Source organism: Candidatus Pelagadaptatus aseana, assembly GCF_040362265.1.
GTDB lineage: Bacteria > Pseudomonadota > Gammaproteobacteria > Pseudomonadales > Cellvibrionaceae > Pelagadaptatus > Pelagadaptatus aseana.
In genome coordinates this window covers 221537-234580 of sequence record NZ_BAABNJ010000001.1, presented here as the reverse complement: position 1 = coordinate 234580, position 13044 = coordinate 221537, and the positions used below count along the sequence as shown (strand labels likewise).

The 13044-nt window shown below is 55.9% G+C and carries 14 protein-coding genes; 8 read left to right on the top strand and 6 right to left on the bottom strand.

From position 1 onward, the window contains the following. Positions 1-10: 10 nt before the first annotated feature. Positions 11-853: a helix-turn-helix domain-containing protein gene (locus tag ACPXV9_RS01125; RefSeq protein ID WP_423893851.1), complete on the bottom strand. Its 843-nt coding sequence runs from the start codon at positions 851-853 to the stop codon at positions 11-13. Positions 854-1058: 205 nt separating this feature from the next. Here ACPXV9_RS01125 and ACPXV9_RS01120 point away from each other — a divergent pair, with 205 nt between their 5' ends. From ACPXV9_RS01120 to ACPXV9_RS01095, 6 genes are all read left to right on the top strand, one after another. Then, positions 1059-2864, top strand: coding sequence for an acyl-CoA dehydrogenase (locus ACPXV9_RS01120; RefSeq protein ID WP_423893850.1), 1806 nt, complete (start codon positions 1059-1061; stop codon positions 2862-2864). Positions 2865-2878: 14 nt separating this feature from the next. Continuing rightward, positions 2879-3652 (top strand): SDR family NAD(P)-dependent oxidoreductase, encoded by a 774-nt coding sequence (locus ACPXV9_RS01115; RefSeq protein WP_423893848.1) that lies wholly within the window; start codon positions 2879-2881, stop codon positions 3650-3652. Positions 3653-3709: 57 nt separating this feature from the next. Further along, positions 3710-4300: a DNA endonuclease SmrA gene (gene smrA, locus ACPXV9_RS01110; protein ID WP_423893847.1), complete on the top strand. Its 591-nt coding sequence runs from the start codon at positions 3710-3712 to the stop codon at positions 4298-4300. Positions 4301-4390: 90 nt separating this feature from the next. Further along, a complete protein-coding gene (locus tag ACPXV9_RS01105; RefSeq protein ID WP_423893846.1) occupies positions 4391-4876 on the top strand; it encodes a YeeE/YedE family protein in 486 nt (161 codons plus the stop codon). Beyond that, positions 4873-5286: a DUF6691 family protein gene (locus ACPXV9_RS01100; RefSeq protein ID WP_423893844.1), complete on the top strand. Its 414-nt coding sequence runs from the start codon at positions 4873-4875 to the stop codon at positions 5284-5286. Before ACPXV9_RS01105 ends, ACPXV9_RS01100 begins: the two co-directional genes overlap by 4 nt. 46 nt (positions 5287-5332) lie before the next feature. Further along, positions 5333-6169, top strand: coding sequence for a mechanosensitive ion channel family protein (locus tag ACPXV9_RS01095; RefSeq protein ID WP_423893842.1), 837 nt, complete (start codon positions 5333-5335; stop codon positions 6167-6169). A 49-nt stretch (positions 6170-6218) separates the two neighbouring features. On the opposite strand, the gene ACPXV9_RS01090 is transcribed toward ACPXV9_RS01095, so the two are convergent. Continuing rightward, positions 6219-7082 (bottom strand): bile acid:sodium symporter family protein, encoded by an 864-nt coding sequence (locus tag ACPXV9_RS01090; RefSeq protein WP_423893841.1) that lies wholly within the window; start codon positions 7080-7082, stop codon positions 6219-6221. 60 nt (positions 7083-7142) lie between these two features. Between ACPXV9_RS01090 and menA the strand changes: the two genes are divergently transcribed. Continuing rightward, a complete protein-coding gene (gene menA, locus ACPXV9_RS01085; protein WP_423893839.1) occupies positions 7143-8060 on the top strand; it encodes a 1,4-dihydroxy-2-naphthoate octaprenyltransferase in 918 nt (305 codons plus the stop codon). On the opposite strand, the gene ACPXV9_RS01080 is transcribed toward menA, so the two are convergent. After that, a complete protein-coding gene (locus ACPXV9_RS01080; RefSeq protein ID WP_423893838.1) occupies positions 8041-8673 on the bottom strand; it encodes a nucleotidyltransferase family protein in 633 nt (210 codons plus the stop codon). The genes menA and ACPXV9_RS01080 overlap by 20 nt on opposite strands. After that, positions 8663-9700, bottom strand: coding sequence for an AraC family transcriptional regulator (locus tag ACPXV9_RS01075; protein ID WP_423893836.1), 1038 nt, complete (start codon positions 9698-9700; stop codon positions 8663-8665). The genes ACPXV9_RS01080 and ACPXV9_RS01075 overlap by 11 nt, the downstream gene beginning before the upstream one ends. A gap of 172 nt (positions 9701-9872) precedes the next feature. Between ACPXV9_RS01075 and ACPXV9_RS01070 the strand changes: the two genes are divergently transcribed. Beyond that, entirely contained in the window at positions 9873-11039 is a 1167-nt protein-coding gene (locus tag ACPXV9_RS01070; protein WP_423893834.1) for an acyl-CoA dehydrogenase family protein, read from the top strand. 18 nt (positions 11040-11057) lie between these two features. Here ACPXV9_RS01070 and ACPXV9_RS01065 read toward each other — a convergent pair whose 3' ends face one another. Next, positions 11058-11834, bottom strand: a complete 777-nt coding sequence (locus ACPXV9_RS01065; RefSeq protein ID WP_423893833.1) for a hypothetical protein — start codon at positions 11832-11834, stop codon at positions 11058-11060. 44 nt (positions 11835-11878) lie between these two features. Then, positions 11879-12481, bottom strand: coding sequence for a methyl-accepting chemotaxis protein (locus ACPXV9_RS01060; RefSeq protein WP_423894312.1), 603 nt, complete (start codon positions 12479-12481; stop codon positions 11879-11881). Positions 12482-13044: the final 563 nt, after the last annotated feature.

Genomic DNA, 13044 nt, shown 5'->3' with positions numbered 1-13044 from the left:
GGGTGGGGTATCAGTAAAAAAGCAGCGGGTGCTTGATTGTGTCGGGCATCCACTGCCCCAGATCCAGCTGGGTATCTTCCGGATAGAGAGTCGATGTAAACAGGTGGGGTGACGATACGTAAGCCGCCGGGCCGGCAGCCCCTACCATCTGGCTGATGTTGTAGAAAGTAAAGGCTTTGCCCTGCATCTCGATCTGGATTCGGTAACTGGCCATGGGTTCAACCTGAGCCGCTCTCTGTTTCCAGTCGCTGGGCAGGTTGGGGTGTTTTTCCAGACGCTTGAGAATCTCGGCCTTGGGGTCGCCGCCGCTCAACAGGGTGTGCTGCGTCAGTGACATCATCACCACCGATACGGTGTCGCGCCACTGCTCGTTGTTGCCAATGTCACCCATGCAGTCGAGCAAAAATTCAAAATGGTTGTCGACCCGGTCCAGTTGTTCCTGACTCAATATCTGGCGAAACAGACTGACCCAGCCGCGATTGACCATCAGGATTTTGCCCTGATCGTCGTTGAGTGTGGCGGGGTACGGGTCCAGGGATTTCAATGTCATCACCATGGCGTTGCGCAACCAGCGCAATTTTTCCGATGAAAAGTCCAGACTTTCACGGCGGGGCATATAGCCGGCGGCTACCAGCAGGTGATTGCGGTCGCGAGAGTGTAATCCCAGTTCGTCGGCAATCTTTTCAACCATTTCCACACTGGGATGAGCGCGACCATTTTCCAGAAAACTGATGTGACGGGACGATGAATCCAGTTGCAACGCCAGCGCTTCCTGACTGAGGTTATAGGCGCCGCGCCAAAAACGCAGCAAAGAGGAAAAAGCCGAAGCTTCGCGCGAAGGCGGAGTGGTCATGGAATCGTGGCCCGTTGGTTACTGTTCGGTTATGAGATCCATCCTCGCGATGCTCGTCAGGATGACATGGATGCAGTGCTCGCACGGCTGTCATCCCGAACCTAGTGAGGGATCTCAAAGGACATCATTACCAGTGAGGTCATGGCAGTCAAGGATGCCTGAGTTCACAATCGCTGGCATTCTGATATGAAGTCGAGAGGTTATTATGGTGGCACCAATTTTAAATCAACGTGATCTGGAATTTATGCTGTATGAACTGTTTGATGCCGAGGGGCTCTGCAGTCGTGAGCGCTACCGGGATCACAGTCGGGAAACCTTCAGTGCTGCCATGGACACCGCACAAACCGTGGCCGAGAAATATTTTATCCCGATTCGTATGAAGGTAGACGCACAACAGCCCACCTTCGACGGTGAAAAAATCGATATGCCCGAAGAAATCGGCGAGTCTCTTAAGGCGGTGATGGAGTCCGGACTGGCGGCATCGACGGCGGATTTTGAGGTGGGCGGCATGCAGTTGCCCCTGATTGTGGCCAGCGCAGCCAGCGCTTATTTGACGGCGGCAGGCAGCACCATGATGGGCTACAGCGGTCTGACCACCGCCAACGCCAATCTGATTCAGGCCCACGGAACCTCAGAGCAGGTGGCCAAATGGGTTGAACCCATGCGTACCGGTCGCTTTGCCGGGACCATGGCCATGACCGAGCCGGGTGCCGGTTCCGGGCTGGCGGACCTGACCACCTCTGCCACCAGAGCCGACGATGGCAGCTACCGCATCAGTGGTAACAAGATCTATATTTCCGGTGGTGATCACGACTTCAATGAAAATATTGTGCATCTGGTGCTGGCGCGGGTGAAGGGCGCGGAAAAAGGCATCAAGGGTGTGTCGCTGTTTATCGTGCCCAAGTTTCTGGTCAACGACGATGGCTCTCTGGGCGAGCGCAACGATGTGGCTCTGGCGGGTTTGTTCCACAAAATGGGTGGCCGCGGACAAACTTCCACCGCGCTTAACTTCGGTGAAAACGGCGGCGCTGAGGGTTATCTGGTGGGCGAAGAGGGGCAGGGCATCCGTTACATGTTCCACATGATGAACGAAGCCCGAATCATGGTGGGTACCATGGCCGCAGTGACCGCGTTGACCGGCTTCCAGTACTCGCTGGATTACGCCAAGGAGCGACCTCAGGGTCGGTTGTTGTCCGAGAAGGATCCCCATTCTCCGATGATCAACATCATCAACCACCCGGACGTAAAACGCATGTTGCTGGCACAGAAAGCCTATGCCGAAGGTGCTTATGCCCTGTGTCTGCTGGGCAGTCAGCTGGCGGATGATGAGAAGACGGCGGAGACCCAGGAAGAGCGTGATGCCGCTCACCTGTTGCTGGATTTCCTCACGCCCATCATCAAGACCTGGCCTTCCGAGTATGGCCCCAAGGCCAACTACTATGCGATTCAGGTGCTGGGTGGTGCCGGTTACACCAACGAATACCCGGTGGAAATGTTCTACCGCGATAATCGTCTGAACCCGATTCATGAGGGGACCACCGGCATCCAGTCGCTGGACCTGATCGGGCGCAAGGTGCCCATGAAAGGCTTTGCCGGGTTCAAAGCCTGCCTGAGTGAAATGGCCAAGACCATTGAACAGGCTTCCGCGGTGGCATCGCTCAGTGGTTACGCCAGTGAGCTGGGCGAAACCGTCGCCCTGCTGCAAAAGGTAACTGAAACCGTCATGGCGGCCACTCAGGGTGAAGATCCGGACAAGGTGTTTTCCAACTCGGTGAAATATCTGGATATGTTCGGGCATATCGTCATTGCCTGGCTGTGGCTCAAGCAGGGATTGGTGGCGGAAGCTGCTCTGGCGAGGAAGCCTCACGCGGAAGACGAGCAGTTTTACCGTGGCAAATTGCAGGCACTGCGCTATTTTTATCGTTCCGAGTTACCGGAAGTGCACGTCTGGGGCAAATTGATTGCCAGTCTCGACAGCACCAATTTTGATATGCAGGCCGAATGGTTTTAATGGGAGAGCGCAGCATGAGCATCAACAATCTTTTTTCTCTGGAAGGACGAACGGCGATGGTCACTGGTGCATCCAGTGGCATTGGCGCCGAGGTGGCTAAGGGGCTGGCGCAAGCCGGCGCCCGGGTGGTGGTCGCCGCGCGCCGTGAAGATCGTCTGCAGCAACTGGTGGCCGACATTGAAGCGGCGGGCGGCAATGCGCTGGCCGTGGCCATGGATGTGACGGATCGCGACAGCGTCAATGCCGCCTTTGCCAAGGCGCAGGACGCTATGGGTGTGGTGGATGTCCTCATCAACAACGCCGGTGTGGCCGACACCAAGGGTTTTCTGAAGATCGACGATGAGTCGCTGGACTTTGTTATGGGTACCAATTTTGGCGGCGTCTGGAATGTGGCCCAGGAAGCTACGGCACGGATGGTGGAAGCGGGCAAGCCCGGTGCCATCGTCAATATTTCATCGGTACTGGGGCTTGCGGCCAAACCCGGTTACACCTCCTACTGCGCCTCCAAAGGTGCAGTTATTCAATTGACCCGCGCCATGGCGCTGGATCTTGGCAAGGCGGGCATTCGCGTCAACGCCATTGCGCCGGGTTGGTTCCGCACCGAGATTAACGAGAGTTATTTTGACAGTGAGCCCGGGCAGGCCTACATCAAGCAAATGCCCGCGCGCCGTCTTGGCCAACTGCCGGAATTGGTGGGGCCTATTCTGATGCTGTGCAGTGAAGCCGGTTCCTTCGTTAACGGTGCGGTGATTCCTGTGGATGGCGCTCACTCCGCTGCGGGAATCTAAGCGCTTTTGGTGTATATTATTCCGCTCGCAGCAGTTTAGAGCGGAATACTGGCAGCCATGAGCGATAACAAAACCGACAATAACGACGATTTCCTGAAAGCCATGGGTGACGTCAAGCCTCTCCAGCAGGAGCGGCGCGTCACCCTGAAAAAAGATTCCCTCCATGCCGATTCGGCCAGAGCCCGGCGCAAAGCGGCAATGGCCGAAGTCGCAAAAGAGCTCAATGAGCTGTCCGGCGACGACCACATCGAGCCCCTCGATCCCAATGCCATTCTGGAATTTCAGCGCCCCGGTGTGCAGCACGGGGTTTACCGCAATCTGCGGCTGGGCAAGTACAGCATCGATGCCCGTCTTGATTTACATCACCACACCGTTGAACAGGCGCGCACGGCAGTGCGGGCTTTTGTCCGTGATTGTTTGCAGCATGATATCCGCTGTGCCCTGATTACCCATGGCAAAGGCGAGGGGCGCAAGCAGCCGGCGTTACTGAAAAGCTGCGTTGCCCACTGGCTGCCGCAACTGGAGGATGTGCTGGCGTTTCACTCGGCACAAAAACAGCACGGGGGCAGTGGTGCCACCTACATCATGTTGCGCAAAAGTGAAAAGAAGCGGCAGGATAATCTGGAGAGGCACCAACGCCGTCGCTAGGTTTCTGCGTCGATCAGTTTTTTTTGTCCGGTAAGGGGCCTTGCCGGTCATGTTTTTCTATTTTCAAACACAATAACAAGGTATCAATCTATGGAAGCACTGGCGGAATATTTTCCTCTGGGTATCAGTCACTACGTCATCGGCGGGATCATGATCGGCATGGCTGTGGGCATGCTCTACATCTCCAATGGCGTGATGGCGGGAATGAGTAGCGTCTATTCAACCACCCTGTCGTTTTGTTCCAGACTGCCTTTTTTTCAGCAGGACAATTTCGTCCAGAGCCGCGGCTGGCGACTGGTTTATGCTCTGGGTTTGGTGTTGGGCGGTTTTATCTGGTTTGTGGTGTCCGGCGCAGAACACGCGATGACAGAGGTGCCACTGTGGCAATTGGCTGCGGGCGGTTTTCTTGCCGGCTTTGGCGCACGGCTTGGCAATGGCTGTACTTCCGGTCATGGTATTTGTGGTGTGGCCTCGCTGAAACTGGATTCATTACTGGCGGTACTGACTTTTCTGACGGTCGCCATCATTACCGCGCAACTGGTCTCGGCGCTATCCGGTACGGGGGGCGCAACATGATCAGAATATTTTGGCAGCAGGCGCCGTTTTTAATCAGTGGCATCCTGTTCGGGGTTGGCTTGACGGCGGCGGGTATGACCAGCCCGGAAGTGGTTTTGAGTTTTCTCAACTTCGAGGATTTCGGTTTGTTGCTGGTGCTGGGTTGTGCCACCACCCTGTCACTGGTGGTGTATCAATTGGCGCCAAGATTTATGAATACGCCCTTGTTGGCCCGAGCGTTTGCGTTCCGTCCCAGCGAAGGACTGAAGCGAACGTTGCTCGGCGCGCTGCTGTTTGGTATCGGCTGGGGGTTGTGCGGGGTTTGTCCCGGCCCGGCGATTGCGGCACTGGGTTCTGGTAACTGGCCGGTTCTGGTTACCCTGTTGGCCATGTTCGCCGGTGCTTATGTTCAGGGGCGCTGGTTTTCTTAAACGCGACTATACTCACGTTGTTTTTTACTTTTGAGGATGATTTGAAATGGATGCAGAAGCGATGATGGCCACGGCAACGGCGTTTGTAATGACTTATGGTATTAAGTTGTTACTGGCGATTGTGATTTATGTTGTCGGTAAATGGATTGCGGAAAAGCTGGCCAACCTGTTCGAGCGTGGCATGTCGGCGAAAAATGTGGATCACACCGTCGCGCGTTTTGTACGCAATATTTCCTACTACGTCATGTTCGCTGTGGTGGTGGTTGCGGCACTGGGGCAGTTGGGTGTGCAGACCACATCCTTTGTGGCGATTATCGGTGCGGCGGGTCTGGCCGTAGGCTTGGCTCTGCAGGGCTCGCTGGCGAATTTTGCGGCCGGAGTTCTACTGATTCTGTTTCGCCCATTTAAAGCGGGTGATTTTATTGAAGCCGGTGGCGCCTCCGGTGTGGTCAAGGAAATTTCCATTTTCTCCACCATTATGACCACTGGTGACAACAAGCAAATCATCATCGCCAACAACACCATTATGAGCGGTAATATCACCAACTATTCGGCGTTGCCCGAGCGTCGCGTGGATATGGTGGTGGGGGTCAGTTACGACGCCGATTTGTCTCTGGTAAAGCAAACCCTGCAGGAATTGGTGGATGCCGATGAGCGCATTTTGCAAGACCCCGCCTGTACCATTGCGGTATCCGAACTGGCGGATTCTTCCGTGAATCTGGTGGTTCGTCCCTGGGTGAAGAGTGGCGACTACTGGGGTGTGAAGTTTGATCTGACCGAAGCCATCAAGGTCAAGTTTGACGAGCTGGGCATCGGCATTCCCTACCCGCAAATGGAAATGCATTTGCCGAAAGTGAAGTTGCCTGAGTTTATGAGCTCGTAACGAGATCCCTCGCCTGGCTCGGGATGACAGGCCCGGTCGCGTCATTCTGTCATCGGGTTTTAAGCCGGCGGCGCCAGAAAATAATCAGCGCCGCAGGCAGGTTCATCACAATTCCATAGAGCAGGGCGATCATGGCCAGAGCCGGTTGCTGCATCAGGGTTGCAGCGACCATCATGGCGGTACCGGCATTCTGAATACCCACTTCAATAGCCAGCGTGGTTTGCGTTTGTGCATTGAGCCTGGCGATGCGGGCAATCACAGCCGCACAGCACATGGCGATAATGCACAGACTTAACACCGCCAGCGTGGCTTGCGACCACAGCTCCGGCAACTGGGCGCGATTAACCCAGGCCATGGCTGCTACCAGAGCGATAAACAGAAATCCCACCAAGCGTTGAATGTGTTGGTGCGCGGCCGCTACCGGCTGATCAAACGCATGTCGCAGTGCCATCCCTATCAGAATGGGAATCAGGGTCACCACAACCAACTGCTTGGTGGTGGGGCCGACGGGAATTTGAAACGACTGACTGTCCAGCCCCAGCCACTGGTATTGAATAGCCAGCAGCAGCGGTAAAGTAAAAGGTACGATCAGTGATGTGATGGCGGTCAGGCTGATGGACAGCGCCGTATCCCCCCGGGCCAGAAAACTGATGGCATTGGATGTTGCACCACCGGGTGCCAGTGCCAGCAAGATCAAACCGGCGGCCAGCGTTCCAGAGAGTTGCCACCCCAGCACCAATAGCAGGGCAATGGCAGGCAGCAGCGCCAATTGCATGATCAGACCCAGAATAACGCTTCCCGGCTGTTTCGCTATGTTGATAAAGTGGCGGGGCTTAAGGGATAGTCCCAGTGCCAACATAATCAGTCCGAGGCATATGGGCAAAAGGGTTGTGTTAAGTAGTTGGGCGCTCATAACGTATTAATGACTCGTGTGCACGGCCTGAAAAGGGCCTGACGTTGAACAGGATTTTTAATGAAACACTGGATACTGGCTACCCGGCCACAAACCTTGCTGATCTCGGTGGTGCCGATTGTGCTCAGTCAGACTCTGGCTCTGGTTGCCTTGCAGGATACGGATTCAACCGCGCAACTGGCAAGTGCTTCGGCTGTTTCCGGACCGCAGAACTTTTCCTGGGGCGTGGCGTGGTTGTGTCTTGGCTGCGCCGTGGCTTTGCAGGTGGCGGTCAATCTGGCCAATGACTATTTTGATTTGCTCTCGGGGGTTGATGGCGAATCCCGGATCGGGCCGGATCGGGCCACCCAGAGCGGCTGGATGACACCGCAGCAAATGCGTTGGGGTTTTATCGTCGCCCTGGCCGTTGGCGTAATGCTCGGGTTGTGGTTGCTGTCGCTGACGAGCTGGCAGTTGCTGCTGCCGGGTCTGTTCTGTGTGCTGGCGGTAGTCACTTACACCAGTGGGCCTTTTCCTCTGGCCTATAACGCGCTGGGCGAGCTGGCGGTGTTTATTGTGTTTGGCCCCATTGCGGTGATGGGCAGCTATTTTGCACAAACGGCAAGCTGGTGGTCGCCAGCACTGGCTTACGGGGTGTTGTTCAGTGGTTTGATTGCTGCGGCCATTATGCTCACCAACAATATTCGCGATCTGGATTCGGATTTGTCTGCGGGCAAACACACATTGGTTTATTACCTCGGCGTGCCCGCCAGTCGGATGCTTTATCTGGGCATGATAGGGATTGCCAGTGGCGCTCTGGTGGCCATGGTGGGAGCGGTCACTGCTCCCGTATTGGTCTGGCTGGCTCTGCCTCTGGCTCTGTGGCTGGGGCAGGCGTTTATGACCCGTGAAGGGCCAACCCTGAACCGCCAGTTGGTTCAAACCGCGCAGTTTATGCTGGTGGCTGCGCTGCTGGCGGTTATTGATTTGTTGGTCTAGACGACGCTTGCTGGTGGCTTAGCCAGTGCTGCAGATCGTCGCGGGTGTCGATGTCTATGGCCGCCCGCGGATTGTCGTAGACAATCAATTGATCCCGGTTGTTTTTCAGAATGGCCTTGGCGCCGCGATCCCCATTCAATTGCAGCAACTGGCCAAACACGGTTTTCGGAAACAGTGCCGGAATGCCCAGAATGCCCTGATATTGAGACGCAACAATCCGCTTGTCATCCGCCAGATCGATCATGGCTTGCAGGTCGTAGTGGCTGATGGCGACCTGATCGCCGGCGATCAATAACAGGCGCTGATAGTTATGCTGTAATTGTCCGATGGCGGTTGCGATGGAGTGACCCATGCCCTGTTGCCAGTCGGGGTTGGCTATCCACTTTGCCTCGGGCATTGCAGGTGCTTGCAACGCGGCAATAATGTCATGGTGCCAGCGACCGGTCACCAGATACACATGCTCCCCCACGCATTGGCGCGCGTTGGTGATGGCGATTTCCAGCAGGGTTTTCCCCCCGGCTTCGGCCAGCAGCTTACAGCCCTGAAAGCGGCTGGAGGCGCCCGCGGCGAGAATCACAATGGCAGTGTCGGCTTTGGTTTGGCTAGCGGGCATAGGGGGCTTCCTGTGGAGTTGGTGCGTCCAGATAGCGACAGTATTCTCTGGGAGATAGGCCGGTCCAGTGCTTAAACGCGCGAGTGAATGATCGGGCCTCCGAAAATCCCACCAGCTCCGCCACCTGATAAACCGGCAGGCGATCCTTGACCAGTTTGGTGAGCGCGGTGTCGCGGCGGATTTCGTCCTTGATGGTCTGATAGCTGGTGCCTTCCTTTTTCAGCCGTCGATTCAGGGTGGCCGGTGACAGTGCCATGGCGGCAGCCAGCTGATCAATATCCGGGAAGTGCATGGTCTCGGGCATGTGCTCGAACAGATGCTGACGGATATCCCCTTTGAGACTTTTATCAATGCCGGGAATGGTCAGCAATATCAGCGGGGAGCTGTCGAGAAAGTGGCGAACCTCTTGCGGGCTTCTGACCAGTGGCGCATTAAGGTGGGTGCGATCAAACACCAGGGCATTGATGGGGCTGTCAAAGCGGTGCTCGCCGGGGAACATAAAGTGCAATTCCTCGGCGTGAGAAGGTCTTCGGTGGGCAAAGTCGGTGTGCAGCAGAGGGATCCGAGTGGCGGTGATCCAGCTTGATAGCCGGTGCCAGATAACCATCCAGAACTCCAGATAAAAATGCTGTGGATCCAATTCCGGATGACGAAACTGAATTTCGATCCGAGCCTGTTCGCTGCCTTCCACCAGCCGGGTATCAATGTCGCTGGTGAGCAGATTGTAAAATCGCAGTCCCAGCTCAAGGGCTTCGCGCAAGTTGTCGCAGCGGTGAATTGATTCCAGCATGCAGGCAAAACTATCCGGTTTGCAGGGCGTTCGGGTAAACCCCATAAACTCGTCGCGTAGCAATCGCCAGATGTGTTGTACCAGACGGGTCATCTGTTTTTCATTGACCCGGGAAAAAGGGATATTCACCAGTTGCGGGTTAATACCCGATGCCATCAGGATGGCTTGCGGATCATGCCCCTGCTGAGTGGCGGCCCACAGGGCAGCTTTGGCGTGGTGAGATGAGATGGTGGCCATTTTAGTGAATAAAACCGACTTTTAGCGCTATATAAACTAATTATATAGCAAGAGGTGATAATATTTGTGAGTTTATCTGTGGTTTGCGGCCCTGTTGTTCATCGGTTGTGGTGATTAATATTCAGCCATTACAACCTTTGACCCAACCGATTGACCTATGAAGGAGTAAGACATGGATCTTGCATTGACCGAAGAGCAACAGATGATTCAGGACATGGCCCGCCGTTTTGCGGTCAGTGAACTGGAGCCGGTGGCGGCCGAACTGGATCGCGCTGAGGATAAAGATAAGTGTCGTCAAACCTTTCTGGCCAACCTCAAGAGTCTGGCTGAGCTTGGCTTTATGGGATTGAATGTAGATGCCCAATACGGCGGCGCCGAAGCCGGCGTGGTGTCGTTCAGTGTTGCCTTGACCGAAGTGGCTCGCGCCTGTGCCTCAACCGCCGTTACCATGTCGGTGACCAATATGGTGGGCGAAGTAATTCAGACCGTCGCCAGCGAAGCACAAAAACAATATTACCTGCCCAAGCTGTGCTCCGGTGAATACCCCGCCGGTGGCTTCTGTCTTTCGGAAGCCGGCGCCGGTTCCGATCCGGCCGGGATGAAAACCCGCGCGGTCAAAGACGGCGATGAGTGGGTGCTCAATGGCACCAAGATGTGGATCACCAGCGCCGAATACGCCGGTGTGTTTGTGGTCTGGGCTGTCACCGATGCCGAGGCCAAAAAGGGCAAGGGCATTTCCTGTTTTCTGGTCGAGGCCGGCACCCCCGGTTTGATCATTGGTAAGCCCGAAGAAAAGATGGGGCAAAATGCCTCCTCCACCTGCCCGGTCATTTTCGAAGACTGTCGCATTCCGGAATCGGCGCTGATGGGCAAGCTTAATGACGGTTTTCGAGTGGCGGTCAGCGAGCTGGCCGGCGGTCGCATTGGAGTGGGCTCTCTGGCGCTGGGTATTGGTCAGGCGGCCATGGATTATGCGGCCAAATACACCACTGAGCGCGAGCAGTTTGGTACCACCATCAGCAGCTTGCAGGGGCCCCAGTGGATGATGGCCGATGCCTACACCCAGTTGGAATGTTCGCGTCTGCTGTTGATGAGTGCCGCGTCTCTGAAACAGTCGGGTAAGGATTTTTCCAAGTCGGCGTCCATGGCCAAATTGCACGCCACCGAAACCGCCAATCAGGTCTGCTACACCGCCATTCAGTTGATGGGCGGCATTGGTTATACCCAGGAGTGTCCGCTGGAGCGTATGGCCCGTGATGCCCGTGTGACCTCTATCTATGAAGGCACCAGCGAAGTACAGCGCGTGATAATTGCAAGGGATCTGCTCAGCAATATCTGATTGCTTCAGGCTGGAGTATCACTCCGGGTTCTGGTTGTTCTGGTTGTTCTGGTAGTAGGTGTCACGGGTTTGGGTGATGATTTTGTTCGTGACGTCTTTAAAGTGTTGTGGAATATCGATGCGGCTGGCCGTTTGCTGCCAGTGACTGGCGCTGTCGGCCAGAGGCGATTTTTTGCTCATCCAGATAAACGCGGTGGTTGATTCAATGGGCAGGATGTCAAAGTCGTCTCTGGATTTTCCCGCCTGAGCGGCAAAGTAGCCCAGCAGACTGCCCAGTTCGACCACCGCCTCCACCCGCTCGGCCAACAGCATGTGCAGCAGGCGGTTGGGACGGCTTAGAAATATCAGTTTCGATTGTGCCAGTGTCGGGTGCTGCCTGAGGACATTGAGGGCAATCCCCACCGGGGCCTGATGCAAAGAGCGCTCGGTGAATTCCGCTGGCTGGGGTAGACGCCAGACTTCCATCTGGAACTCGCCCAGTGAACCGACATTGATGGCGCCGTTAACAAGGCGAGGGTCTGAGACGTTGTAACTGATGTCCGCTTCGCCAGCCATGATCATTCGTAAAACCCGCTCAAAAGAGGCAAAGGTAAACTGGACGCTGCGCCCCGGAGCGGCGTGATCAATCAGATAATCAGCGTTCTGGATAATAGTGCCCTGAGGGGAGCCATGCTGATCGCTCCAGCCCCAGGGCTCGGTTTGTACTACTGCGACATGAATGGGGGGAGTTGTCTCTGCCCAGCTGGGCAGACTGATCAGACTGCACAGGGCAAAGATTAGGTTCCTGATGATCATCTAACGAATGAGGCCCTGCTGCTTTTCTGATGCGCGGCTGCGCATCAGCTGCGGTTGACCATGTCGTTGAGTTCCTGAGCCATTTGGCTGAGGCTCTCGGTGGTGTCGGCAATCTGATGGGAGCCGTCCGCAACCTCACTGGCGCTGGTCAGAGTCTGAGCTGAAGTTTGCGCAAGGTCGCTCATGCCGTTGACCATTTCTTCGACGCCGTGATTTTGTTCCAGCATGCCGCTGGCTACTTCACCCACCTGCTGGGACATGGCGTTGATCGCGGTACTGATTTCACCAAGAACCTGCTCGGTATCGCTGACCACGGTCTGGCCTTTTTCGATGCTGCGGGTGGCCTGCTCCAGACTCTCCTGAATCTCCTGCACGGTGTTGCTGCTTCGGCCAGCCAGACTGCGAACCTCGTCGGCTACCACTGCAAAGCCTCGGCCCTGTTCGCCGGCGCGTGCGGCCTCGATTGAGGCGTTCAATGCCAGCAGATTGGTCTGTTCGGCAATCCCGGAAATCATTTGGGCGGCTTCGTTGATGGCATCGTTACTGGATTTGATGGCGTCCATTGCGGCACGGGTCTGTTCAGCGGCTCTGGCGCCATTGGCGGCATTGCCCTCCGCCTGTTGCGCCAGCTGGTTGATGTCTTGCATTTGCTGGGTGCTGTTGTTGATGCCGCTGGCGAGATCCTTGAGGGTTGAACTGATCTGGTCGGATGCACTGTCCTGCTGCGCCGCGCCCTGCTTCATATCTTCGCCATGGCGTTGAATGTGGCGGGCGGTGGTTGCCAGTTCTTCAGAGGCGGTGGCCAGTTGTTCGGAGTTGCGCTGGACGTTTTCAAACAGGTTGCGAGTTTGAGTGGCGCTTGCTTCGGCTGCCTCTCGTGCGGTGCGGGCCTGCTCAAAGGCTACGGTATTCTGTTTTTGCGAAGTCTGGCGCTGGTATTCCATCAGCACCACCATCGTCATATTGAAAATCAGTGCGGCCACGGTCAGTACGATTTTCATAACGCTCTGGTATTCCTCCGGCAGGGTCGGTGTGGCCACACCGCTGCTGGTTTCCACCAGATAGAGAACAATCAGGGTGGCGCCACTCAATGCCCCGAAGATAAGCCCCTGTACCCAACCCATCAGCAGAGCGGCGGCGGTGGGAATGGTCAGAAACCAGGCGATGTTGGGGCCAGAGATGCCACCATTGAGATAGGTCTCAAAGCCTT